The 24,875-nt window shown below is 37.7% G+C and carries 20 protein-coding genes; 15 read left to right on the top strand and 5 right to left on the bottom strand.

All coding sequences use genetic code 11. The annotated features are described in order from the left end of the window. The first annotated feature begins 46 nt into the window (after positions 1–46). The 6 genes from BWI92_RS04000 (at position 47) to BWI92_RS03975 (ending at position 6,605) form a co-directional block, all read left to right on the top strand. Positions 47–1,423: an HlyD family secretion protein gene (locus BWI92_RS04000; RefSeq protein WP_095160844.1), complete on the top strand. Its 1,377-nt coding sequence runs from the start codon at positions 47–49 to the stop codon at positions 1,421–1,423. A gap of 5 nt (positions 1,424–1,428) precedes the next feature. Further along, positions 1,429–2,847: a TolC family protein gene (locus BWI92_RS03995; RefSeq protein ID WP_176464347.1), complete on the top strand. Its 1,419-nt coding sequence runs from the start codon at positions 1,429–1,431 to the stop codon at positions 2,845–2,847. 67 nt (positions 2,848–2,914) lie between these two features. Next, positions 2,915–4,117, top strand: coding sequence for a THUMP-like domain-containing protein (locus BWI92_RS03990; RefSeq protein WP_095160842.1), 1,203 nt, complete (start codon positions 2,915–2,917; stop codon positions 4,115–4,117). A gap of 104 nt (positions 4,118–4,221) precedes the next feature. Continuing rightward, complete coding sequence (locus tag BWI92_RS03985) at positions 4,222–4,896, top strand: hypothetical protein (protein ID WP_095160841.1); 675 nt, start codon at positions 4,222–4,224, stop codon at positions 4,894–4,896. Between the two features lie 250 nt (positions 4,897–5,146). Further along, complete coding sequence (locus tag BWI92_RS03980) at positions 5,147–5,578, top strand: PspC domain-containing protein (RefSeq protein WP_095160840.1); 432 nt, start codon at positions 5,147–5,149, stop codon at positions 5,576–5,578. 19 nt (positions 5,579–5,597) lie between these two features. Then, on the top strand, positions 5,598–6,605 hold the full coding sequence (locus BWI92_RS03975) for a LiaI-LiaF-like domain-containing protein (RefSeq protein WP_095160839.1): 1,008 nt from the start codon (positions 5,598–5,600) through the stop codon (positions 6,603–6,605). Between the two features lie 87 nt (positions 6,606–6,692). Here the strand turns inward: BWI92_RS03975 and mce are convergent, their stop codons facing one another. Continuing rightward, on the bottom strand, positions 6,693–7,094 hold the full coding sequence (gene mce / locus BWI92_RS03970) for a methylmalonyl-CoA epimerase (RefSeq protein ID WP_095160838.1): 402 nt from the start codon (positions 7,092–7,094) through the stop codon (positions 6,693–6,695). Between the two features lie 245 nt (positions 7,095–7,339). Between mce and corA the strand changes: the two genes are divergently transcribed. Beyond that, positions 7,340–8,416 carry a magnesium/cobalt transporter CorA gene (corA, locus tag BWI92_RS03965; RefSeq protein WP_095160837.1) on the top strand — a complete coding sequence of 359 codons (1,077 nt, stop codon included), beginning with the start codon at positions 7,340–7,342 and terminating at the stop codon, positions 8,414–8,416. Between the two features lie 519 nt (positions 8,417–8,935). Next, a complete protein-coding gene (locus BWI92_RS03960; protein ID WP_095160836.1) occupies positions 8,936–9,430 on the top strand; it encodes a DUF3592 domain-containing protein in 495 nt (164 codons plus the stop codon). 78 nt (positions 9,431–9,508) lie between these two features. Here the strand turns inward: BWI92_RS03960 and BWI92_RS03955 are convergent, their stop codons facing one another. The 3 genes from BWI92_RS03955 to BWI92_RS03945 all read right to left on the bottom strand — a co-directional run bounded on the left by BWI92_RS03955 (position 9,509) and on the right by BWI92_RS03945 (position 14,499). Continuing rightward, positions 9,509–10,258: a DeoR/GlpR family DNA-binding transcription regulator gene (locus BWI92_RS03955; RefSeq protein ID WP_095160835.1), complete on the bottom strand. Its 750-nt coding sequence runs from the start codon at positions 10,256–10,258 to the stop codon at positions 9,509–9,511. Between the two features lie 335 nt (positions 10,259–10,593). Further along, entirely contained in the window at positions 10,594–13,113 is a 2,520-nt protein-coding gene (locus tag BWI92_RS03950; protein WP_095160834.1) for a bifunctional UDP-N-acetylmuramoyl-tripeptide:D-alanyl-D-alanine ligase/alanine racemase, read from the bottom strand. Positions 13,114–13,311: 198 nt separating this feature from the next. Then, the gene (locus BWI92_RS03945; RefSeq protein ID WP_095160833.1) at positions 13,312–14,499 is read right to left on the bottom strand and encodes a phosphoglycerate kinase; all 1,188 of its coding nucleotides are present in this window, start codon (positions 14,497–14,499) and stop codon (positions 13,312–13,314) included. 403 nt (positions 14,500–14,902) lie between these two features. Here BWI92_RS03945 and BWI92_RS03940 point away from each other — a divergent pair, with 403 nt between their 5' ends. The 3 genes from BWI92_RS03940 to hpf all read left to right on the top strand — a co-directional run bounded on the left by BWI92_RS03940 (position 14,903) and on the right by hpf (position 17,441). Continuing rightward, complete coding sequence (locus BWI92_RS03940; RefSeq protein ID WP_095160832.1) at positions 14,903–15,934, top strand: hypothetical protein; 1,032 nt, start codon at positions 14,903–14,905, stop codon at positions 15,932–15,934. Between the two features lie 35 nt (positions 15,935–15,969). Then, on the top strand, positions 15,970–16,626 hold the full coding sequence (locus BWI92_RS03935) for a VRR-NUC domain-containing protein (RefSeq protein ID WP_095160831.1): 657 nt from the start codon (positions 15,970–15,972) through the stop codon (positions 16,624–16,626). A 458-nt stretch (positions 16,627–17,084) separates the two neighbouring features. Then, positions 17,085–17,441 carry a ribosome hibernation-promoting factor, HPF/YfiA family gene (hpf, locus tag BWI92_RS03930; protein ID WP_095160830.1) on the top strand — a complete coding sequence of 119 codons (357 nt, stop codon included), beginning with the start codon at positions 17,085–17,087 and terminating at the stop codon, positions 17,439–17,441. Between the two features lie 54 nt (positions 17,442–17,495). On the opposite strand, the gene BWI92_RS03925 is transcribed toward hpf, so the two are convergent. After that, positions 17,496–18,281 carry an alpha/beta hydrolase family protein gene (locus BWI92_RS03925; RefSeq protein WP_095160829.1) on the bottom strand — a complete coding sequence of 262 codons (786 nt, stop codon included), beginning with the start codon at positions 18,279–18,281 and terminating at the stop codon, positions 17,496–17,498. Positions 18,282–18,574: 293 nt separating this feature from the next. Between BWI92_RS03925 and BWI92_RS03920 the strand changes: the two genes are divergently transcribed. The 4 genes from BWI92_RS03920 (at position 18,575) to BWI92_RS03905 (ending at position 24,866) form a co-directional block, all read left to right on the top strand. After that, a complete protein-coding gene (locus BWI92_RS03920) occupies positions 18,575–19,093 on the top strand; it encodes a gluconate 2-dehydrogenase subunit 3 family protein (protein ID WP_095160828.1) in 519 nt (172 codons plus the stop codon). A 57-nt stretch (positions 19,094–19,150) separates the two neighbouring features. Then, positions 19,151–20,869 carry a GMC oxidoreductase gene (locus BWI92_RS03915; protein WP_095160827.1) on the top strand — a complete coding sequence of 573 codons (1,719 nt, stop codon included), beginning with the start codon at positions 19,151–19,153 and terminating at the stop codon, positions 20,867–20,869. 208 nt (positions 20,870–21,077) lie between these two features. Further along, positions 21,078–22,247, top strand: a complete 1,170-nt coding sequence (locus tag BWI92_RS03910) for a DUF1624 domain-containing protein (protein WP_095160826.1) — start codon at positions 21,078–21,080, stop codon at positions 22,245–22,247. A gap of 450 nt (positions 22,248–22,697) precedes the next feature. Further along, complete coding sequence (locus BWI92_RS03905; protein ID WP_095160825.1) at positions 22,698–24,866, top strand: molybdopterin cofactor-binding domain-containing protein; 2,169 nt, start codon at positions 22,698–22,700, stop codon at positions 24,864–24,866. Positions 24,867–24,875: the final 9 nt, after the last annotated feature.

Here is a 24,875-nt window from a genome sequence, read left to right as displayed (position 1 = left end):
ATTGAGCCAAAACAATTATTTCAAACGTAATTTTAAGAATTAACTCATGTTAAATATATCAAAACAAAAAGTTCACGACCGTGTTCATGAGGAGTTTGATTTATACTCTCTCAACACTTTGCATACGCCACGGTCAGCAGTCGTCCTAAAAAGATGGCTTATTGGGATTGGGGTTGTTTTGTTGCTTATTATATTTTTGCCTTGGCAGCAAAATATTAATGGTAAAGGCGAGATTACAGCACTTACGCCCAAAGATCGACCTCAAAATATTCAAAATATCATTGCAGGTCGAATCGAGAAATGGCTCGTGAAAGAAGGTGACTATGTAGAGAAAGGGGATACCATTTTAGTGGTATCCGAAATTAAGGATGATTATTTTGATAAAAATCTTTCTGGAAGATTACAAGAGCAACTTGCTGCCAAAAGATCTGCTATTGAAAGCTATCATGTCAAAGTAAGAGCCCTTGAGTCGCAAATTGTGGCTTTGCAACAAAACCAGCAGTTTAGTTTGCAAAAAGCTAAAAACAAGGTAAAGCAAAACCAAGCCAAAGTAGTGTCGGATAGTACCGATATGTTGGCAGAACAAGTGCAAGTTAATATCGCACAGGTGCGTTATGATCGTGGCGAAGACCAATACAAAAATGGAGGTATTGTGTCATTGAGCGAACTAGAATCGCGTAAACTAAAATTGCAGGAGACAAAAGCAAAATATGTTTCGATACAAAATAAATTGTTGGTTTCTCGTCAAGAGCTTATCAATGCTCGTATCGAACTCAACTCTGTAAATGCAGAATATGCGGAAAAAATCTCAAAGGCAGAATCTGATAGAAGCTCAGCTCTATCGTCGGTTGCTACTGGGGAATATGAGTTGTCACAGCTACAAAATAAAATCTCCAATGTTGATTATCGCCTTGGACAATATGTTGTTAGAGCACCACAAGATGGATTTGTGGTAAAAGCCTTGAAAGCAGGTATTGGCGAAACCATCAAAGAAGGGGAGTCTATCTGTACGCTTCAACCTTCTAATCCAGATACAGCTGTAGAACTATATGTAAAAGCGATGGACGTGCCGCTTATCCAAGAAGGTCGTGAAGTACGTTTGCAGTTTGAAGGTTGGCCAGCATTGGTATTTTCTGGATGGCCTTCTACTTCGGTAGGTACTTTTGGAGGTACAGTCAAAGTTATCGACCGAGTAGATAGTAAAGGTGGAGAATATCGTATGCTAGTAATCCCGAAAAAAGGAGATGATCCTTGGCCAAAACAATTGCGAATGGGCTCAGGTGTAGTAGGCTGGGTAATGCTCGACAATGTACCTATTTGGTATGAAGTATGGCGTCAGCTCAATGCTTTCCCTGCCAACTTAAAGAGTGAACCAGAGGAAAAACAACCTGACAAACAAGCTAAAAAAGAAGATAAAAAATGATAAAGATGCAGAATAACACACATCAGGGTGCTTTTCTTGTCAAACCTTTCTTTTTTATTCTTATACTCTGGAGCTTTGCAGGCTTCAGAGTATCTGCTCAGACAGCTTTTAGTTTTGAGGATTTTAAAAGTTTGGTGCTCAAAAATCACCCCATGGTCAAGCAAGCGGATTTGTACCCACGCGATGCCGAAACCGAAATTATGCAAGCCAAAGGTCAGTTTGACCCCAAACTTAGCTCTACGCTCGATCGTAAAGCTTTGGGTGGAAGCGAGTATTATAATCGTTGGGAAAATGCCTTAAAAGTTCCTGTTTGGACAGGAACAGATTTAAAATTAGGGTATGAAAATCGTACAGGTAAAAAACTTTTACCTGAAGAATCTCCCGAATTACTGGTAGCGGGCATCACTGTTCCTATTGGACAAGGGATGATTATCGATGCACGTCGTACTACCTTAAAACAGGCACAATTGGCTAAGACAATTTCTGAAGCTGAGCGATTGAAATTGATTAATAAAACAGTTTTGTCTGCATCGAAAGCCTATTGGGAATGGTGGTTTAGCTATCAACAATTACAGTTTATTCAAGAAGGTTTGAATTTGGCGAATACTCGATATATAGCAACTAAAGAACGTGCTGCCATTGGCGAACAAGCTGCGATTGACTCTGTGGAGGCAAAGATTACCTTGCAAGACCGTCAGGTAGCATTGGAGCAAGCTTATGTCGAATTGCAAAATACCCGTTTGGCACTTTCTAATTTTTTGTGGGATGCCAACGAAAATCCATTAGAATTACCTGAAGGTGCTATTCCTCCAAAAATTCCGACCCGAAAACTTGACGAGGTCACTTTACAAAACCTCATTACTCAGGCGAAAGTCCAACATCCTGAAATTGTAAAATTGGATGTCAAAATCAAACAGTTGGGATTAGAGGAAAAGCTTAGAAAGGAATTGTTGAAACCACAATTGAATTTCAATTTCAATCTTATTACCAAAACTCTCAATAGCAATTACGGTCCAGAAGGAGGAGTCTCTTTTGATAATCACAAAATGGGTATTGAATTTGTAATGCCTATTTTTTTACGAAAAGAAAGAGGTAAGCTCGAACAAGTTCGTATCAAGCAATTGTCGACAGGTTTTGAATACAATTTAGCAAAAAGAGAGGTTGTGAACGATATTTATGCAGCTTACAACGATGTAAAAAACCTTGAACGTCAGCTTTCTATTCAACAACAAGCGACCAGCAATCAGGAACTTTTACTGAAAGCTGAACAACGTAAGTTTGAAATAGGCGAAAGTACACTTTTCCTAATCAACTCTCGTGAAAGTAAGTTTATCGACATGAAAGTCAAGGTTGAATCTTTGCGAAGTAAATACGAAAAAGCACTAGCAAGTTTAGCATATTACTCAGGTTTAAGTGAGTTATAGTCCAAAGCCCTACAGTTTAAGCTGTGGGGCTTTTTTTGCCTTGCATTTATTCTAGTACTTTTGTGGTATGAACGCTCCTTTATTTAGTCCAGAAGAAATCCAGTTTATACAAGAACATCTCAACGATGAACCCAGCAAATTGATGTTGCAGGCGCGTCGTTATCCGCATTTGCCGATAGCCAAGTTGGTTCAGCAAATTCAAGCTCGCCAAAAAGCTCAGCATAAATTACCCGATTGGTATGCCAATGCCAACTTGATATTTCCTGCCAATCTTTCGGTAGAGCAATGTTCTTCGCAAGTGACGGCTCAATTCAAGGCAAGTTTAATTCAGGGAGAAAGTTTGGCCGATTTGACGGGTGGAATGGGAGTGGATACGGCTTATTTGGCACAAGGTTTTCAGAAAGCTTTTCATTTTGAGCAAAATCAGGAACTTCAAGAGATAGTGGCATATAATTTTGAACAATTGGGCTTAAAACATATAGCCTTTGTGGGCGGTAATTCAGTTGAATGGCTCAATGCGCAGGCTGTTGCTCAAACACATTTTTCTTGGATATATCTCGACCCACATCGTCGTGATGAAGCAGGAGGGAAGGTTTTTGCCTTGAGTGATTGCGAACCCGATGTAGTGAAATACCAAGACTTGCTTTTTCAATTTTCTGAAAATATTCTGATTAAAGCATCTCCTATGCTCGACCTCGACCAGTCTATTCGAGAATTGAAGTGTATCAAACAAATTTGGGTAATTTCGGTAGATAATGAAGTGAAGGAGGTTCTTTTTCACCTGAAATCAAACCATAGCGAAGCACCAGTCATAACTTGCGTGGCGCTATATAAAAATCAGGATACTCAGACTTTGAGTTTTTACAAAGAAGAAGAAGCACAAACTGCTCCAAGTATTGGTCAGCCTGCTCGCTATTTGTATGAACCCAATGTGGCGTTATTAAAAGCAGGTGCTTTTAAGCTTCCTTGTAGTCGCTATGGGCTACAAAAAATTGCTCCGCACAGTCATTTATATACCTCAGCTGTTTTCCAGCCTGATTTTATCGGGCGCTCTTTTGAAGTACTAGCAGTTTGTAAACTTGATAAAAAAGCCATTGCTCCATTTATTTCGAATAATCAAGCCAATATTACCATCAGAAATTTTCCTTTAACAGTAAAACAAATCAGAGAAAAACTTAAAATTCAAGAAGGGGGGAATACCTATCTTTTTGCCACTACCGACGCCCAAGGGCAAAAAATCGTGATAGTTTGTCAAAAGGTGACTTCTTAAAGAGATATAAGTCTTATAGCTACCAAATACTCAAATAGTTGCTTGAAATCAAACCGAATAAGCGCTAAATTCGTTGGTAAGACACAATCAAAATTTTCGAAATCATGAAAAAACTTCTCATCTTATCCATCCTATTGTTCATTGGCAAATCTGGCTTTAGCCAGGTTTTTACTGGAACTCTCGAAGTTGACCGTGCCAATAAAGAAGGCTTATATACAACAGTATCAGTCGATGAAAAATATGTAAAAGAATCTTGGGCACAAGAATTGGCCAAATACGGACGTGTAGAGGACGGCAGAAGTGGCGTATATCGCATAACAGGGGCTAATATTCCTAGTGTATCGAGTCTTCCACTAATGGTGGTCAGTAAAGTATTTTATGATAAGGGGCGTACTAAAATATTTGTTTCTTTTGGTTTCGAAGACCAAGTTTATATCAATGGTGGGCATTCTCAATACCCACAAGCTGAAAAGTTTCTCAACAACTTTGTTGATCTGATTACTCAACAAGAAAATGTCAGAATTCAACAAAAAGCCTTGGATGATGTCACTGAAAAGCAAAAGAAGTTTGCTAAATCAGGAGATAGACTGGTAAAGTCTATTGAAGACAACAAAAAAGAAAAGGAACGCCTTTTGAAAAGAATAGAAGAAAATGGTGTAGCGCTTGAAAAGCTTCTTTCAGAAGTAGAACAAAACAAAAAAGATCAAATCAAAATTCAAGAAGAACTGGCCAATCAGCAGAAGAAATTAGAAGAGGCAAGAACAAAATTGCCAAAATAAGTCAATGTGAAAAACTCCTAATCAAGACATACTTGATTAGGAGTTTTTTTTGTTACCCGTCCAAAAACTCCATTTAGCCGTCAAAAACTGCCGTCCGTTTATTTTCGTCTTGAGAATTCTGTAGCTCCACATAACTTTCGAACATCAAACAAGGCAAAACAGCAACATTATCCCAATAATTAACTAAATTAGGCTGTAACCTTTGATTTGAAACTAGCATCAAACCTCGTAACAATTAATACTTACTACCATGAACGAAAGACTTTATCGCAATCCTTCAAAAGCTACTTTGGGGGGTGTTTGTGCAGGACTCTCAGAAAGATTCGGAATAGAAACTGTAATTATACAACTGATATTTTTCTTCGGAACAGTGTTGTCACATGGCTTTTTCTTTTGGATGTATATCATCCTTTGGATTGCCTTACCAGTTAAAAATACTTGGGACACCACTGTAAACGATGCCACTGCTTTCAATTTTAATAAACCTGATATGAAAAAAGAATCAAATAAAATTTGGGGTGCCGTACTTATCGGCCTAGGCTTAGTTTTCTTCTTAGATGAATGGATCCCAAGCTTTGATATGCATAAATTATGGCCTTTAGTACTTATTGGTGTAGGTGGTTACATCATTTTCAAGGATAGAAAGTCAAATGGCAATAATGATAATTACGGTCAATTCTAATATTCAAAACCTTTAAGCCATGAACTCTAAAAATATATTTGCAGGAGGTTTTCTAATTATATTAGGTATCCTCTTCCTCGGAAAAGAATATGGGTGGTTTCATATCCACTGGCATGATATCGCTCGAATGTGGCCATTGCTATTGATCTACATGGGCTTGATGGCCTTCGTGGGCAAAACCAGCCGCTCAGCCACCGTAATTTCTATTATCATGATGGCTATTTTTATTCCATTGGTATTGGTCAAGAGTTGTGTTGATGATGTGAAGTCAGAAGTGTTTGATGGAGATAAAAATTTCCATTTAAGATTTGATGATGACAATGATAACAACGACGATAAGGACCAGAGTGAGGATAACAATAGAGATGATAATAACGATGATGAAAAATCTTTTGGCGCTGGTGGCAAGCAACATATCACCGAACCAATGAGCTCATCTATCAAAACTGCTAATTTTGAGTTGAATGGTGGAGCAGCAGAGTTTATTATCGACGGCGGGACTTCTGAGTTAGTAGAAGCTGATGCCGATCTTGATTTTGGAAAAATCTCTTTAGGAAAAACTGGAGATGGCGATAACCCGAACGTAAAATTCAAACTTTCTGGAAAAAAAGAAGGGATCAATTTTGACAGTGACCGTCATAATAAAGTTGATTTGAAATTCAACCCTAATGTGCTTTGGAACATGAAATTTGAATTCGGTGCTGGAAAAGCAGATTTCGATTTTTCATCATACCGTATCAAACAATTGGATATCAAAACAGGGGTAACCAAAACAGATATCAAATTGGGTGAATTGTCAGATAATATGATTGTTAACGTAGAGTCAGGACTTACTTCAATTGAGTTTGAGGTTCCACAAAGTGTGGGTTGTCGAATCAAAGTAGATGGCGGATTAAATTCGAAAAACTTTGATGGGTTCACTAAGAGAGGTGACTATTGGGAATCTCCAAATTATGACAAGTCAAGCAAAAAAATCTTAATCAATTTTGAAGGTGGATTGCAAGATTTGAAAGTGAAAAGATACTAAGAATTGCTGAACCCTGATTTTTGATAACAATAAAAAGGAGCTCTCATTGATTTGAAGAGCTCCTTTTTACTTTATGAATATTACCCTTTATTTAATAGTTTGGCACAGTTCCACCAATACTGAATTTGTTGATTTTGGATGTAAAAAACATACCAATTTGTTATCAGCACCTTTTTTAGGCACCTCGTTCAATAATATAAAACCTTCTGATTTTAATCTCGTCATTTCGGCTTCAATGTCCTCGACTTCAAAGGCAATATGGTGTATACCTTCGCCTTTTTTCTCAATGAATTTTGCTATAGGACTATCTGGATTCGTTGCTTCTAAAAGCTCAATTTTTGTTTGTCCTGTCTGGAAAAAAGAAGTTAAAACTCCTTCTGATTCTACGCCTTCTTGTTTATAGGGTTGTACGCCCAGTAATTTACTAAATAAGCTATTGGATTCGGACAAGCTCTTCACTGCAATACCAATATGTTCTACGTGTTGCATCCTATGGTTTTGTTTTGATTTTCGATTAAACATTTATCTTTGACAAAGATCTAAAAACTATTATTTGATAGCCACAAAACTATCTCAACTTAGCACAAATAGAGTTGCCAAATCTAAAATTGTTTTAACTCTTTTGATGAATATCCATCAATAAGCGTAACAGAAAAGTGGGTTTGAGTAATTAAATTGTTGAAAGATAAGGTTTTGTATTGAAGGTTTCATGCTCATAATTCAATAATGTCGGTATGTCCAAACGTAAAAGAAATAACTCTCAAACAACATTAGGCACTTCACCTGGTACACTTACCTATGTAGGAGCGGACGTAAATTATGCTACCAAAATCACTTGGGTAGAATATAACAATGAAGAATATAAAGTATGTCAAATTCCACACTTTTCGGATTTGAATCAGCTAGAATTAAGTAAAAATAAAAGGCATTGGTTTAATATCGACGGTATTCACGAACCACAAGTGATTGCAACAATTGGTGAAATATTCAATTTGCATCCGCTTATTTTGGAGGATATCATGAATACTGAGCAAAAACCAAAATTTGAGTCTTATGAAGGAAATCAACTCTTTTTTACCTTCAAAATGCTCAATTATAATGCTTCTACACGAGAAATTGAAAGCGAGCATTTGAGTTTAGTCCTGATTGATAATTGTGTCCTTTCATTTCAGGAGGAACGTACCACCGATATTTTTCTACCTGTTCAAAATCGAATTGTGGCATCGGCAGGTAAAACTCGTAAGAATGGAGTCGACTACTTGATATATTGCTTAATAGACCTAGTCGTAGATAACTATTTTATGTGTTTAGATTGCCTTTCTGATGAGATTGAGCGTTTGGAGGAGGAGATTATTCAAGATGCCAAACCGATCGCAATGCGAGAATTATATGGTTTGAAACGGGAAGAAATGGCATTGCGAAAATCTATTTATCCATTGCGAGAAATGATAGCAACTGTCCTACGTGAGGACTACCCAAGTATTACGCATTATACTTCACTTTATTTTAGAGATGTACTTGATCATACTTCACAATTGATTGAAAATATTGATTCACATCGTGATTTGATTGCCTCCCTGATGGATTTGTATCTTTCGCAAGTGAGCAATAAAATGAACAATATTATGAAGGTGCTCACGGTCATTTCGGTCATTTTTATGCCTCTGACATTTGTGGCTGGGATTTATGGGATGAACTTTGATAATATGCCCGAATTGCACTGGAAATACAGTTACCCTGTTGTTTGGATCGTCATGATTGTCATGGTGATTTTAATGTTGATTGGGTTTAAACGAAAAGGTTGGCTGTAGTCTAGTAATAAATACTCATATTTGAGATTTGTTAAAAAACTGATTTTACTTAGTTGTAAAAAAAATAGTTTTTTATGTTTTTGAGCGATAATACTATTTTTATTGCCCTGTTTTATTGAAAAATATACTTTTTTAACAAAAACAGGGTAAATATGAATCCTCTATCATTATCAAATTGTATTTTGACTCTGCGAATGGTTGATTTATGAAGTATTTAACTACAAAAAGTGCAATAAATAATTACCATAAATCAAAAAATATTTTTTAAGGCAACTATGGGTGCAAAATCAATGTATTTTTTCAAAAAAATATTCATTTCTAAAAAAATAGGTTATAAAATTCTATAAATCCTTTGAAAAAAGATAAAATTGAAGGCTTTGTGGGTTATTTTAGAAGATGTTGAAATTTTGTGGAGGAGTTTTAACTGCTTGATTTTCTGATACTTTAGTCGGATATTTGAATTATAAAATGGTCTAAGTAACCAATGGTTTAGATAATCACTAAAAATCATAGAAGAGTATGGAAAGCGTGTTTGCTTCGATTTTGTTAATCTCGGGTCGTCCGACTCAGCCATTCACTGGTGTACCTCCAGTGGTAATGGTTATATTTATGGTAGTTTCTGTTGCACTGATAGTATTAGGTTTAGTAATTGCTAGAAAGCGTCAATCATGGTTGGAGCATTCACAAATTACGGAAGGTGAAATTGTAGAGGTAAGTAAACGTTACGAGCGTAGTGACAAAATGGGTCAGTCGCCGATTTATTTTCCTGTTGTGTCTTTTAGCTTCAAAGGAAGAACTTTCAAAATTGAATCTGAGACTGGAATGCCAAGAATCAGTCAAGTGGGTGAAAAAGTTGAGGTTCGCTTTAATCCTGAAAACCCATACGATTCTACGTTGGGAACTTCGAGTATTCCTGGCACAAAACCTGGTTTATTCTTTGTTCTTGGTGCTTTGTTATTAGTTGCAAGCGCAATTCTAACAGCACATGCACAAATGCCAATTGCTCTTAAGTAATTAAGGTCTCCATAAAATAAAAAAAGGTGTTAGCAATAACACCTTTTTTTTATGCAAGTATTTGCAATCTCATGCAAACTATAGTATTTCTACTGATTTTCCCTTGAAAGGTTGTAGTATTTTTTCATTTGGATTAAGGCTTGTTACCAGATAATCCAAATCGTCTACATCACATACTTTATAGTTTTCTACACGGTTCATTTTCTCCTCAATCACACAGCTTACTGTTTTTTTAGCAACGCTCATCATCTTTTGTTTGAGTAGAGATTCCTCATATTGTCTGATAGCTAATCCTTTTTGTGGATGGATACTGTTGATGCCCATGAAGTATAGATCGGCATTGATATGCTCCAAATCCTGCATGGTTTTACTTCCCAGAGTTATTTGGTACCGTTTATAAAATGAGCCACCAAGTAAGATCACTTCAATTTTGGGGTGTTCAGCCAATGCCGTTGCTAAATGAGGATTGTTAGTTACAACTGTAATTTCCAGGCTTTTAGGGAGTTGTTCGGCAATGTAAAAATTGGTTGTCCCTCCGTCCATCAATACGATAGAATGATTTTCTATCAGTTTTTGAGCCTTTTTGGTAATGATATTAAATTCATTGTTAGCAATACCCAAGCCACGACTTGCCTTCATTGATAAGTATGAGTTGGCAATAGCTCCCCCATGTACTTTTTTCAAAAGTCCTCGGTCTTCTAGCTCTATAACATCTCTCCTTACACTATCATACGAGACATTTAATAACTGCCCCAGCTCTACCAATGTTACTTTCTTGTCAGTTCCTAACTTTTCTAGAATTAGTTGTTGACGTTCTTCTTTAAGCATACCTTTAAACCTTTAATGGCCCACGCTTGCCCAAGATTGCAAGCACTTCTATTTTATTATAATAAGTGGTCAAATTTACAATTATTTCTTGCTAATATCCTAGAGTGGAAAGTTTTTTTTCGCAAAACTTTGAAAAAAGGTCTCAAACTATTGCAATTTTTTGCAAATTTACTTGCAATAGTTTGAAAAGTTTTTATATCTTTGTCTTGTAAAAAATTAACCATTTTTATATCTTTAGAGAATAATTAGTATTAATAATTGGATAGTAAGAATAATGTTCTGAAGGGTTATTAAAAAACGGTGACAGCTCTGCTGACACCGTTTTTCTTTTTTTCTTACACTTGGAAGAAAACTCGCTTGACTCGTTCACTTACATTGGTCAAAATTTCATAAGGAATAGTATCTATTTTTTGAGCCAGCTCAATGATCGATAAGTCTTTCCCAAAAATAATGACTTCATCTCCTTCCTGTACATTTGGCACATCGGTTACATCTATCATACACATATCCATACAGATATTACCTATCACTTTACAGCGAACTCCGTGTACTAGCACTTCGCCATTGCCGCGACTAAATCCTCTGTCAAAACCATCTGCATAGCCGATTGCAATTGTGGCTGTTTTAGTTTTTCGATTAAGGATTCCTTTGCGACTGTAGCCTACAGTTTCGTTGGCATCAACTGTTTTTATTTGGGAAATGACCGTTTTTAGCGTACCTACGGTTTGTAATTGCGCTTGGTCTTCGGGGGTAGCAGCTACGCCATATAGCCCAATGCCCAAACGAACCATATCCAAACGTGCTTCAGGAAAACGTGCAATCCCTGCCGAATTGGCTAGGTGCCTTGAAGGAAAATAGCCAATTGCTTCAGAAATCTCGTTTGCCATCTCGGTATAAAGCGCTGCTTGATTTCTGGTAAAATCATCATGTTCGGCACCATCTGCTCCAACCAAATGACTAAAAATGGTCGACACCCAAAGGTTGGGATTACAGGTTAGTACTTCTAATAGAGCAGGCAATTCGTGCTTTTCAAAACCCAAACGGTGCATTCCTGTGTCGAGCTTGATGTGGATTTTGGCAGTTAAATGATGTTCATCGATATATTCTGAAAATTCCCTTAATATGCGTTTGCTGTAGATTTCGGGTTCAAGATTATATTGAATAATTTGCTCAAAATCGTTGGGAGAGGGGTTCATAACCATAATAGGTAAATAAACGCCATTTTGTCTTAAAGCTACACCTTCGTCTGCATAGGCTACCGTTAGATAATCTACCCCATGAAACTGTAATAGATTGGCAACTTCAGTACTTCCTGCACCATAGGCGAAGGCCTTCACCATTACCATAATTTTGGTTTGTTGACCAATTTTATCTCTGTAGTAATTGAGGTTGTGCGTGATAGCATCCAAATTGATTTCGAGAATAGTGCCGTGGGTTTTCTTGACCAATTTACTGACTACCTGTTCGAAGCCGAATTTGCGTGCCCCTTTGACCAAAATAACACTATCTTTGATTTCTTTGATGAGCCTACTTTCAAGAAAATCTTGGGTCGTTCTGAAAAAATGTAGCGCTCCTTCGTGCACTCCATTTTTGGCAGGAATTGAAAACAAACCACAGTTGCGGGTAATAATTTCGCCAATCCCAATGACCATATCCAAATGTTTGGCCTTGACCAAATGTGCAATATGTTTGTAAAGCTCGCTTTCGACAACTCCTGTTTCAAGCAAATCGCTCAAAATCAATACTTTTGTTTCTCTTTGCTTTTGCTGATTAAGAAAGTTGAGTGCGATTGTCAAACCTGCTAAATCGTTATTGTAGGTATCGTCAATTAAGTAATTTCCTCTGACTCCTTGTTTCATTTCAAGTCGCATCGAAATGGGACGAAGGATTTGCAGACGAGCTTGAATCTCTAATTCATTATAACCCAAATGAATCATAGAAACAATGCAATGAATCGCATTCTCAATAGAGGCTTCGTCTGTGAACGGGACATCGAGTTTCATCGCATGTCCACCTTGAAATGGTAAATCCTCTTTTTCAGTATCGGGGTCGTCTAGCTGAAGCGTAACCAAGGTATTTTGAAGTCCAACCTCCCAATCAACCCTAATACCAAATGGTAAAACTCGCGACCATGAAAGGATTTTGCATGAAGGATTTTCAAAAATGAATTCCTTTTTTACAATCTCGTCAATCTCAACGTAATCAGAGCAGTATATTAAAGTTTTGGACTGTTGAAACAGCTTCATTTTTTCTCGAATTTTTTGACTTGTTTCAGCAAAAAACTCATTGTGAGCTGTACCAATGTTTGTGAAAATGCCGATAGTTGGTTGAATGACTTTTTGCAAAGCCTCCATTTCCTCTGGACGAGAAATTCCTGCTTCGAATATGGCTAGCGTATGAGCTTTATTCATCTGCCAAACCGACAAAGGCACACCAATCTGCGAATTATAGCTTTTAGGGCTTTTGACAATCTGAAAACGATTTGCCAATAGTTGCGACAGCCATTCTTTTACGACCGTTTTGCCGTTACTTCCTGTTACTCCAATGACAGGAATAGTAAACTGAGCACGATGCTGCGCCGCCACTTCTTGCATAGATAAAATGCTATCTTCTACTTGCCAAACCTTTGCCTCTGGCATTTGAGAAAGTTCTCGCATGACACCTATATTACAAGCTGATTTTTCGACCACAAATTCACGAACGCCTTTACGGTATAAATCGTCGAGATACTGATGTCCATCATGATGAAGCCCCTTTATGGCAAAGAAAATAGAAGAACTTGGAGATGAAAGCTGGCGACTGTCATTCAGCAAATATTGGGCGTGTGTGCTAATGGGGGCTGTTTGAAATTTCATTCTACAAAATATCCAAAAATATTGAGGGATTTATGATTGAGCCTGAGAGAGATTTCAATAAATCTATTTAGAAAAATCCACCCGAAAGTATCACTTTTAGCGCAATCCATCATTAAATCCTTATGAAATAGAAACAAAAAAAGTGAGGTAAAAATTACCTCACTTATCTTAATTTTATATTAGAAAAAGCTAAGTGGCTTATGATAAAGCAGCTACACCTGGCAAAACTTTTCCTTCCATGTATTCTAACAATGCACCACCACCTGTAGATACGTAAGATACGCGGTCACCATAGCCAGCGTTGTTTACAGCCGAAGCTGAGTCACCACCACCGATTAATGAGAATGCACCGTTTTCTTCAGTCGCTTTTACCACTGCATCAGCGATAGCGTTGGTACCGATAGCGAAGTTAGGGAATTCAAATACACCCATTGGACCGTTCCAAAGAACAGTTTTAGAGTTAGCAATTACTTCGCTAAACAATTTTACCGATTCAGGACCGATGTCAAGACCTTCCCAGCCATCAGGAATTTCGCCACGATTTACGATTTGACGGTTTGCATCGTTGCTAAAGTTATCAGCACAAGTATTGTCTAATGGCATATAGATTTTTACACCTTTGGCTTCAGCTTTTTCCAACAATGATTTTGCTAATTCAACTTTATCTGGTTCGTTGATAGACTTACCAATTTTGCCACCTTCAGCCAAAGAGAAAGTATAAGTCATACCACCACCGATGATCAGGTTATCTACTTTGTCTAAAAGACGCTCGATAATCAAAATTTTATCTGAAATTTTAGAACCACCCATGATAGCTGTGAATGGACGCTCAGCGCTTTCTAAAATTTTGTTAGCATTTTCGATTTCTGCCAACATTACATATCCACAAACGCGGTCTTCGAAGAATTGACCTACCACAGCCGTTGAAGCGTGTGCACGGTGAGCAGTACCGAAGGCGTCATTTACCCAAACATCGCCTAATTTTGACAATTTTTCAGCAAACTCAACATTTCCTTTTTCTTCTTCTTTGTAAAAACGAAGGTTTTCCAACAAAAGGATTTCACCTGCTTGCAATTCAGCAGCTTGATCGATAGCCGATTGTCCGATACAGTCGTCAGCAAATTTTACCTTGCGACCAAATACTACTGACAATGGATTTACTAAGTGCTTCAATGAATATTTTTCAGTTGGACCGTCTTTTGGTCTTCCCAAGTGTGACATCAAGATAACCGAACCACCATCATTAAGGATTTTGGTGATTGTAGGAATAGTTGCCTTAATACGAGTATCATCAGTGATTTCGAAACGTTCATTCAATGGAACGTTAAAATCAACACGAACTAACGCACGCTTGCCTGCAAAATTGAAGGAATTGACAGTCTTCATTTTTTTTCTTATGTTAATAGTTGTTTATAATTGGGAGATTTGTGAATCAACAAAGAAAAATTACGAAACGTCTAGTTATTTCAAAATAATATTACGTGAAATTAATAATTTGTAAAATTATTATAATCTTGATGCTTCGTTGACTTTCCTTTAAAAATCTTCGTGGCAAATATACATTTTTCAAGAATAATTCACGAAAAAACACAATCATTTGAGTATTTTTAATTAGAGATTATGCAATAAGTTACATTTTTTACAAGAATATTGAAATAATACAAAGTCGAGCTTCGGTATTTGTACTATTTTGACTAAAACCTTTCATGTATTCTTCTTTCCTGAATTATTCGAGCATTAAATCCGTTCTGTTATAGCAAATATTACTTTTGAAGCTCAATACAATTTTATGATACCAATCGAGAAAAAAGAACTTCCTCCTAAATACTATTTAACCTATTTTCAGTATTTGTTGGATTTTGTCAAACAGAAATATGCCCTCATTCTCAATGAGCAGGAAAATGCTTTTATTCAGGCATTTGAAGCGCTCAGCGAAGATGAACAATGTTTATATATTCGTTTCTCAAATCGTAGGGGTTCGTTTTTCAAAACTGATAAATTGAAATATTCAGAAATCGAAAATATTGATGCCACGCTGGATATCTTAATCACTAAAAATTTTATATCTGGGCTTAGTCATGAGCATATTGCTTGGGTAGGAAATGTTTTGGATATTCTTAACAAGACTGAGCTGATTCAGTTAGCCAAAATGTTGAATTTGGATGTTAAGGGTAAAAATGGACTTAAAAAAGAGGAGCTCCTAGACTGGCTTTTAGAATCGGCTACTTTTGATGAAATGGTGGCGTGGCTCAATCCTGAAATAGCAGAAAAACCTGCTATTATTAAGGTCAATTACGAGGAGGAAGTACAGATGCTCAAGTTCTTATTCTTCGGAAGTCGTTATGGCGATATGACCGAATTTGTGGTGCGAGATTTGGGCTTTCAGACTTATGAACACTACGATATGGATCAGTTGGTTCCACATTTTCAGAGTCGACAAGAGGCGGAGGATAAATTCAAAGTGAGTTTGGCGAGAGAAGATTTTTATGAAATGCAGGAGCAAAACATAGCGCCAGAAGAGATATATCACTGGTTTATGACTTGGACTGAAAAGTATAAGGAATCACTTTCTGAGATAGCCCAGCCCAGCTATGCAAGATTTGCCTTGAAAGTGGGGAGTTATTTTGAAAAGGCCAAATTACCAGATCTAGCCTTGCCTGTATTTAGACTTACGCCAGAGCCTCCATCCAGAGAAAGACAAGTACGTATTTTGCACAAAATCAAAAATAATGAAGAGGCACAAGCCTTGTGTGAGCAAATTCTTTCGGAGCCACAAAATGCGGATGAACAGTTTTTGCCCTTGATTTTTTTAATAAGCTAGAAGCACAAAATGCTAAGAAGAAAGTTAAAAAAGCGGTGACAGATAAGCTTCATAAGGCAGATGTGTTGGCGTTGGATAAATCATGGCAACGTCAAGTTGAGTTTGGAGTAATAGACCATTTTGAAAAACTGCATAAGAAAGCTGCTTTCACAGAAAATCACCTTTGGAGAAGTTTATTTGGCTTGCTTTTTTGGGATATTATTTTTGATACGGAGAGTATGGCTATTCATCATCCACTTCAACGCTCGCCTTCAGATTTGTTTAAACCAACATTTTTTGAAAAGCGTAGGCAAAAGATGGAAGAACGTCTCGAAATATTGGAAGACCCCGACACTTGGAATGTCTTTTTGAATCGAGTTTTCTTTGAAAAATATGGTATTACCAATCCCTTGGTAGACTGGTACGGAGGCTTATTTCCTTTAGTGATTACTTTATTAGAACGTCTTTCGAGTGAGCAAGTGAAGGCAGTAATGCTGGAGATGGCTCGCAATCTTCGTGAAAATGTCAGAGGCTTTCCCGACCTTTTTATTTGGGACGATGGCGACTATCAATTTATAGAAGTAAAGTCACCGACCGATAGTCTTTCCAACCAGCAACTCTATTGGTTAGGGTTTTTTGAGAGCATAAATTTGAGAGCTAAGGTTCTCCGAATAGAATGGAAAAAGCCTGATACAGAGTTAATAACTGCTTAATCTACGGTTTAATAACACGGAAAAGTTTTATTTTTTTGGATAAAATATAATAAAATCTTAACAAATTCTTATTTTTTGTACATTTTCAAGATTATTAGCTTGTTCTGTTATATAGAAGATTTCTAGTTTTGATTATTCGAAGAATCTGCAAAATGAGCTTGGATATATCAAATTAATCCTCTAAATTCATTCTAAGGAAATCGCTCAATAATGTATTTCAGTCCTGTGAAAGAATGGGGCTTTTACATAACATAAGTTTGGAGTCTGAGGAGTTAGCCTTTTGATGAAAGTATCGTAATGCTAGTTCCCAACTCCAAACTTGAGCAATTTTCTACTCAACGTCATTGGCACATCATACCAGATATACAAAAACTGTTCAGCCTTATATTTTATACACTAAAATTAAGCAGTGCCTCGTTGAGAGATAAATTATCTTTTAACCTTAAACTAGAGTGCGTATGAAATTACAGGTGCATTCAATTCACTTCGACGCAGACAAGAAGTTGTTGGAGTTTATCCAATCTAAGTTGAACAAGTTGGATACGTTTTACGACAAAATCACCGGTGGGGAAGTTTTCCTCCGACTCGATAAAGGGGACAGTACGAAGGTCAGAAGTAAAACGTTAGAAGTGAAAATCAATTTGCCGGGTGCTACACTATTTGTGAGGGAGATGGCTACTACCTTCGAAGAAGCAATGGATATTGCAATCGAAGCGTTGAAAGTTCAATTAAAAAGGTTCAAAGAAAAAGCGCAAGAAAAGTCTTTAGGCAGTCGCCAAGTTCTGATGAATTTGTCAATGGCTTCTGAAAGCTAAATATTAAAAGCCCAAGTGAAAGCTTGGGCTATTTTTTGTACTTAGTAAAAGCTTTTATTTTTTTCCACTAAAGAAAGCATTGAAAAAGTAAAAATGATTTCGTACCGATACCGACCAATATTTCCAATTGTGAGCTCCTGGGCGTTCGGTATATTCGTGAGGAATTTTATTATCCATGAGCTTTTGGTGTAAAGCACGGTTAACACCAATGAAGAAATCATCAATTCCACAGTCAATCAAAATCGTTTGAGCTGGCGTAAAGGTTTGATTGATTACAGCATTTTTTTCCCATACAGCTTTATTCTCTTCATATTTTCCGAGTCGACCTTTGATATTCCAATTGTTTGGAAAAGGAGCTATATCAACCCCTCCACTCATACTTGCCATTGCGCCAAACAACTCAGGATGGCGAGTGCCCAGATACAAGGCGCCATGTCCGCCCATACTCAATCCTGTGATTGCTCGTCCATTGGGTTCGGCCTTGGTTTTGAACTTACTGTCAACAAATGGAATGAGTTCTTTTGAAATATAGGATTCGTACTGATAAGTTGGTTCGATAGGACTGTCGAAATACCAGCTATCGTAACCGCCATCTACGCATACGGCAATTATTTGATATTGGTCTACAAGCTGTTGGAAGTCGGGAGAGGATTCTACCCATGAACGATGATTACCGCTGTAGCCATGAAGGAAATAAATCACAGGGAAATGTTTATCACCAGATGTCGTATAGGCTTGAGGAGTTACCACTACAATCGGGCTTTTCTTTTTCAAAAACTGACTATTTACCTGAATCGTATCGGTAGCACCAAATCCAAAAAATTGGACAAATAGCAACATGAAAAATAATGTACTTTTTTCATAGATAGTTAGAAATAAGATGATGGAATTGTTTCTTCAATAGATTTTTGGAAACAAAAATAGCTTAAATTTTATACAAAACAGATTTTGCAAATTTCTCGTTTGGATATATTCAACAGCACTCAAAAAGATAGCTCCAGCAATATGTTACTCGATTCGTTTTTTTGCGGATAGATAGGGATAAGAATTTATGGCAGAATCTGTTAATTTGATAAGAGTCCATAACTAAACCTTATGGATAGATCAGCTATTTTAAACCCAATTGATTAACTATGAAAAGGCGTTCCGCTATCAAAAACCTCTCAATGGCTGTAGGTGTGGCTATTGCTTGGCCTTCTTGGGCTCATGCTTGGACACCCGAAAGTCTCCCTCAAACGGCTCAACCAATTTTTTCTGGCTCGCTCGATTTATTGGGCGAAGTGGTAGAAACCATCATTCCTGAATCATCAACGCCTGGTGCAAAATCCTTGAAAGTTCATGTATTAGTCGACCGAATGATTCGTGACTGCTATGGTCCAGAAGCCCAACAGACGTATGCACAAGGATTAAATTTATGTAATGATTTTTCGGAAAAAATGAATCAAAAACCTTTCTCTCAAGCGTCAAAAACTGAACGAGAAAAAGTATTGAAGGAAATGTCTGTTTCGGATAACCCAGTCGCTAAGGGTTTTGTCACACTTGTGAAAAATCTGACTATTAGAGGATACATGAACTCGGAGTATGTCATGACTAATATCCTACATTTCAATATGGCTCCGGGCTATTATCATGGTTGTGTTCCTGTAAAATAGTTGTTTTTGAAAAGCATATTCTTGTTATCTCTCCCCAATTTATTATCCGAAAAATCAATGTCATACTTTAATATAGATTCAATCAAAGAAAGAACTTTCGATGCCATTGTGGTTGGCTCAGGAATAAGCGGTGGCTGGGCAGCCAAAGAACTAAGTGAAAAAGGGCTCAAAACCTTAGTGCTTGAGCGTGGTCGTGATGTCAAACACGTGACCGATTATCCAACAACCATGATGAACCCTTGGGAGTTTGAGCATCTTAATCAGATACCAAAAGCCGTCAAAGATGCTAATCCTATAGTGAGCAGATGTTATGCTTTTAACGAAGATGCAGCCCATTTTTTTGTCAAAGACAACGAACATCCTTATGTTCAAGAAAAACCATTTGACTGGATTCGTGGCTATCAAGTAGGAGGCAAGTCACTGATGTGGGCACGTGGTACACAGCGTTGGTCACAATATGATTTTGATGGACCAGCCCGTGATGGTTTTGCCGTAGAATGGCCAATAAGCTATAATGAGTTAGCACCTTGGTATAGTCATGTCGAGAAATTTGCAGGAATTAGTGGCAACAAAGACGGTTTGTCTCAATTGCCTGATGGAGAGTTTTTGCCACCACACGAACAGTCTTGTGTTGAGAAACATTTTTCTCAACAAATGGCGAAACATTACAACAATACTCGTCCTGTGATTATTGGTCGTTGTGCGCATTTGACCAAGCCACAGCCAATTCACTTGAAGCAAGGAAGAGGTCAGTGTCAAAATCGTTCGTTATGTCAAAGAGGATGCCCTTATGGTGGTTATTTTAGTAGTAACTCATCAACGATTCCTTGGGCGCTCAATACGGGTAATATGACCTTACGACCAGATTCGGTGGTGCATTCTATTATTTTTGATGAGCAAAAAAACAAGGCAACAGGAGTAAGAGTAATAGATGCCCATACTAAACAAATGACAGAGTATTATGCCAAAATTATTTTTGTGAATGCTGCCTGCTTAAATACCAACTTGGTATTACTCAATTCGGTGTCACATCGTTTTCCGAATGGATTAGGGAATGATAATGGCTTGTTGGGTAAATACATTGCGTTTCATAATTTTAGGACGACTATTACCGCAGAGTACGAAGGTTTTAAAGATACTATGTCAGACGGTATCAGACCGAATGGTAGTTATATTCCACGTTTTAGAAATGTACAAAAGCAAGAGACAGATTTCTTGAGAGGCTATGCCGCTGGCTTTGGCTCAAGCCGAAACATAGCGTACGATACCAGTGGTTTTGGAGATGATTTGAAAGCTAGTTTAAATCAAAGGAACTATGGGAACTGGCAAGTAGGCTCGCACATGATGGGCGAAACGATTCCGAAAGAAAGTAATTATGTGGCTTTGGATCAAACGCTGAAAGATGCTTGGGGAATACCGCAATTGCGTATTTCGGTAGGATATGATGATAATGATGAAAAAATGATTCGTGATTTTCATGAGCAAATGACCGAAATGTTGACTATTGCTGGTTTTATGAATATCAAGACTCATGATAAATCAGACAAAGCACCAGGCTTAGATATTCACGAAATGGGAGGTGTTCGTATGGGTAAAGATCCGAAAACTTCTTTGTTGAACAAATGGAATCAGCTTCATCATTGTAAAAATGTATTTGTGACAGATGGGGCTTGTATGACGTCGGTTTCTACACAAAATCCTTCTCTAACTTTTATGGCAATTACAGCAAGAGCGGCAAATTATGCGGTGGCTGAATTGAAAAAGAAAAATTTGTAGAACCAATGTGTCTTTCTTGGCGAAGGAGCTAATGTTTTTTGTCTGAAAAAATAGATTTTTGTCACAGGACGATTAAATTGTATTAAAAAATGAAATGAGGGAAAAGCAAGACGTTCTTCCCTCATTTTTATTTGTTGAAAGTGCCTTACGACTAAACCTTTTGATTGAACCCTTCAGCCTTTTTATTTAATCTCTAAAACATTCAACTATGAAGAATAATAGACAACAATCTATAGATTTTTTGCGTGGTTTGGTCATGGTCATAATGGCGATTGACCATATCAGAGACCTGATGTTAACTTCTGAAATAACCCAAGACCCCACAGATTTGGCATCCACGACGCCAAGTTTGTTTTTTACCAGATGGATTACTCATTTTTGCGCACCTACATTTGTGTTTCTTTCGGGCGTATCGGCCTATTTATCTTCTCGTAAGCATCATGATTGGGAGGCTACCAAACGATTTCTGATTACCCGTGGTTTGTGGTTGATACTACTTGAATTTACTATTGTCGGATTCGGTATTTGGTTTGATATACAGTTTAGAAGTTTCCTTTTCCAAGTGATAGGCAGTATAGGAATGGGCATGATATTATTGGCTTTTGTTTTCAAGCTTTCACCTAAAGTATTAGAAATCATATCCCTTGTTTTAATTTTTGGGCATAATGCCTTAGGCTTAGTTCCCGCTTTTGAAAACCCAGTGTTGAAGTTTCTATGGGCACTCTTCATCAGTCCAAACCTATTTCCAATTGGCTCCGACCACATGATAATGGTAATGTATCCAGTACTTCCTTGGTTTGGAATTATGCTTGCAGGTTTTGTAGTAGGACGTCTCTATGAGTTGGATCCTTTGGCACGGAAAAAAAATCTTACTACTTTATTTTCTTTCACTTTGATAGCTTTTATAGTGATTAGAGCAGTCAATATTTATGGAGATCCAAGACCTTGGTCGGTGCAGGAAAGTCCATTTTTTACCATATTGTCATTTGTGAATACCACGAAGTATGCTCCATCATTACTTTTTACGTTGATGACACTCAGTTTTGCTTTAGGAATATTGCTGTTGACAGATGGAAAGGAAACCCCTTTGATGCGATTTTTTGGGGTTTATGGAAAAGTACCGCTGTTTTACTATCTCTTTCATTGGTACATAATCCATTCTCTAACACTGATAATGGTGTTTATGCAAGGATTTACTTGGGAAAGTTTGGAGTTTGGAGTCTTCAAATTTGGGCGTCCAGCTATTGGTTCAGGGGTGTCATTAGGAGGAGTCTATTTAGTATGGATTGGAGTGGTGTTAAGTTTGTATCCCTTGTGCTTGTGGTATGGCAAATACAAAGCCTCACATCCTGAAAAACAATGGTTGAGATATTTGTAAGGTGAGAAGTTAAAAGGTAGCGTAAGTAATAGGGCAAAATAAGCTTTAAGCTGTGTGCTTTAGGCAACAGGCACTAGGCAAAGAGTTTTTAAAATATTTTTTGGTAAATACAGATATGTTTTGCCGAAAGCCCATTGCCGAAAGTCGAAAGCCAAATAGTTGAATTTTATTTTGCCTACTAACTTAATAGGAAGGTTTTGTGAAGATGTAAGAAAGAATGTTACTATGCTTTAGAAAATAAGCTAGACGCTACAGGTAAAAGTAATTTTGCCTCTTGCGGACATGAGATCCCTAAACACGTAAATGTGATACTCTTGAGTTCTAACGAACCTCTCTTTGTTTTTACAGCTAAAACTTAAAGTTGTTAAGCTAAATTTCGAACATTTAGCTTAAATTATGGGTATATTCGAATAAAAGATTGTCCTTTTTTACTTCAATCCTGAATTTGTAATGCGCACATCAACAGAACTCAATCGTCGTAACTTCCTCAAGGCTTCAGGGCTTTCGGGAGCTGCTTTTATTCTTGGTTTATCGGCTCGTGCTTCTGAGCCTTCTGAACAATCCATTGAAAACCTTAGCTTTCTCGAAGATTCTTTTGAATTAACTCCGTTTGTTATCATTGAAAAAACTGGAAAAATTACTATCATGAATTCGAAACCAGAAATTGGTCAAGGTACATGGCAGGCTATTCCGATGATTATTGCGGAGGAATTAGAGTTGGGGTTGGATCAATACGAGATAAAGCAAACTTCTGGTGATAAAAAATATGGAGGGCAAACCGCAGGAGGAAGTGCTTCGGTACGTACAAGCTATAATACCTTGCGCAAAACTGGCGCTGCTGCTAGAGAAATGCTTTTGCAAGCTGCAGCCCAAACTTGGAATGTGCCAGTAAATGAGTGTTATGCCGAACGTGCCAATATTTTCCATAAACCAAGTGGTAAAAAACTAGCTTATTCAGCTTTGGTAGAAACAGCTTCTAAATTGGAGGTTCCCAAAGAACCTAAGCTTAAAGATAGCAAGGATTTTAAGTTAATTGGAAAACAAACACAGCGTCAGGATATTCCTTTGAAAGTGAAAGGGCAAGCTACTTTTGGCATGGACGTAGAAGTGCCAAATATGGTTTATGCTTCGGTAGAACGTTGTCCTGTTTTTGGTGGAAAAATCCAACAAATAGATGATACTCAAACCCTAAAAGTAAAAGGTGTTTTGCAAGTTGTGCGTGCTGAGAGGGTTTTAGGTAAAAACAGATATGAAGTTGTTGCCGTAATCGCATCCAATTATTGGGCTGCATTGAAAGGTCGTAAAGCACTAAAAGTAACTTGGGATTATCAAGGAAATGACCAATTTAGCACAACCCAGTTTGAACAGCAATTACGTGATTTGGCTAAAAATGAAGGTGTTGTAGATCATAACCAAGGTGATTTTGACAAAAACTATGCAGAAGCTCCAGTAAAACTAGAAGCATTTTATGAAACGCCGATGGTGTCACATTCTCCGATGGAGCCAATGAATTGTATAGCTAGCTGGACAGGAGATAAGGTAGAAGTTTGGGCTTCGTCGCAAGGACCTGATTTGTTACGAAATAGAGTCGCAGAGGCCTTTGCCATTCCTGCTGATAATATCAAGGTGAATATTTTCTTTAATGGTGGAGGTTTTGGCCGTCGTTTGTACCAAGATTTTGCCACTGAAGCTGTATCGATTGCCAAAGCTGTAGGAAAACCAGTTAAAGTAATTTGGACTCGTGAAGATGATACCACGCAGGGACCTTTCAGACCTATGACTTTTTCAGCCTTTAAAGGTGCGCTTACAGCAGATGGCAAAGCTTTGGCCTTGCAGCATAAGGTAATATCGCCTTCCATTAATGCTACGCAAAATAAGAACTACGATAAAACGAAGTCTGACAATACCATGACAGAGGGTATTAGTGAGCAACAATACGAAATTCCTCATATCAAAAACTATTACGTTCATGCCGAAACGCATGTGCCATTAGCCGCTTGGCGTGCAGTAACGAGTACCACCTTATCATTTGCTCATGAGTGTTTTATTGATGAAATGGCTCATAAAGCAAACAAAGACCCTTTTGATTTTCGCTTGGATCTCTTACAAAAAGAAACAGATACCAAACGTGTAATGCTCAAGCTCAAGGAGGTATCTCAATGGGGCAAACCTTTGCCAAAAGGTTGGGCAAGAGGCGTAGCGCAATGGGAGTTTTTTGCAGGATTGGCGGCACAAGTAGTGGAGGTTTCGAAAAAGCCAAATGGAGGCGTAAAGATTGAAAAAGTATACGCTGTGATTGACTTAGGGACAGTTGTTAATCCTGACACTGTAAAAGCTCAAGTAGAAGGTGCCGTAACTATGGCCATTGGTGCAGCGACCAAAGACGCTATTACCTTTGAGAAAGGTCAAGTACAACAGTCTAACTTCCACGATAATAGAATGGTGAGGATTGAAGAAATGCCAATTGTTGAAATTCATATTTTGGCAGAAGGGGGACCTAAAATCAAAGGAGTAGGAGAGCCAGGGCTACCTCCGTTTGCACCAGCCCTAGCCAATGCGATATTCGCTGCCACAGGCAAACGCATACGTAAAATGCCTTTTGATTTGGATAAGGTTTGAGTGTAAGTA

Origin of the sequence: Flectobacillus sp. BAB-3569, assembly GCF_002270355.1 — a bacterium.
GTDB classification, from domain to species: Bacteria; Bacteroidota; Bacteroidia; order Cytophagales; family Spirosomataceae; genus Flectobacillus; species Flectobacillus roseus.
Note: the sequence above shows the minus strand (reverse complement) of the source record. Positions and strands in the feature narration are given on the sequence as shown.

Coding starts and splice junctions, on each gene's coding strand:
- BWI92_RS04000 (WP_095160844.1), top strand. CDS start 47: ATGTTAAATATATCAAAACAAAAAGTTCACGACCGTGTTCATGAGGAG.
- BWI92_RS03995 (WP_176464347.1), top strand. CDS start 1,429: ATGCAGAATAACACACATCAGGGTGCTTTTCTTGTCAAACCTTTCTTT.
- BWI92_RS03990 (WP_095160842.1), top strand. CDS start 2,915: ATGAACGCTCCTTTATTTAGTCCAGAAGAAATCCAGTTTATACAAGAA.
- BWI92_RS03985 (WP_095160841.1), top strand. CDS start 4,222: ATGAAAAAACTTCTCATCTTATCCATCCTATTGTTCATTGGCAAATCT.
- BWI92_RS03980 (WP_095160840.1), top strand. CDS start 5,147: ATGAACGAAAGACTTTATCGCAATCCTTCAAAAGCTACTTTGGGGGGT.
- BWI92_RS03975 (WP_095160839.1), top strand. CDS start 5,598: ATGAACTCTAAAAATATATTTGCAGGAGGTTTTCTAATTATATTAGGT.
- mce (WP_095160838.1), bottom strand. CDS start 7,094: ATGCAACACGTAGAACATATTGGTATTGCAGTGAAGAGCTTGTCCGAA.
- corA (WP_095160837.1), top strand. CDS start 7,340: ATGTCCAAACGTAAAAGAAATAACTCTCAAACAACATTAGGCACTTCA.
- BWI92_RS03960 (WP_095160836.1), top strand. CDS start 8,936: ATGGAAAGCGTGTTTGCTTCGATTTTGTTAATCTCGGGTCGTCCGACT.
- BWI92_RS03955 (WP_095160835.1), bottom strand. CDS start 10,258: ATGCTTAAAGAAGAACGTCAACAACTAATTCTAGAAAAGTTAGGAACT.
- BWI92_RS03950 (WP_095160834.1), bottom strand. CDS start 13,113: ATGAAATTTCAAACAGCCCCCATTAGCACACACGCCCAATATTTGCTG.
- BWI92_RS03945 (WP_095160833.1), bottom strand. CDS start 14,499: ATGAAGACTGTCAATTCCTTCAATTTTGCAGGCAAGCGTGCGTTAGTT.
- BWI92_RS03940 (WP_095160832.1), top strand. CDS start 14,903: ATGATACCAATCGAGAAAAAAGAACTTCCTCCTAAATACTATTTAACC.
- hpf (WP_095160830.1), top strand. CDS start 17,085: ATGAAATTACAGGTGCATTCAATTCACTTCGACGCAGACAAGAAGTTG.
- BWI92_RS03925 (WP_095160829.1), bottom strand. CDS start 18,281: ATGTTGCTATTTGTCCAATTTTTTGGATTTGGTGCTACCGATACGATT.
- BWI92_RS03920 (WP_095160828.1), top strand. CDS start 18,575: ATGAAAAGGCGTTCCGCTATCAAAAACCTCTCAATGGCTGTAGGTGTG.
- BWI92_RS03915 (WP_095160827.1), top strand. CDS start 19,151: ATGTCATACTTTAATATAGATTCAATCAAAGAAAGAACTTTCGATGCC.
- BWI92_RS03910 (WP_095160826.1), top strand. CDS start 21,078: ATGAAGAATAATAGACAACAATCTATAGATTTTTTGCGTGGTTTGGTC.
- BWI92_RS03905 (WP_095160825.1), top strand. CDS start 22,698: ATGCGCACATCAACAGAACTCAATCGTCGTAACTTCCTCAAGGCTTCA.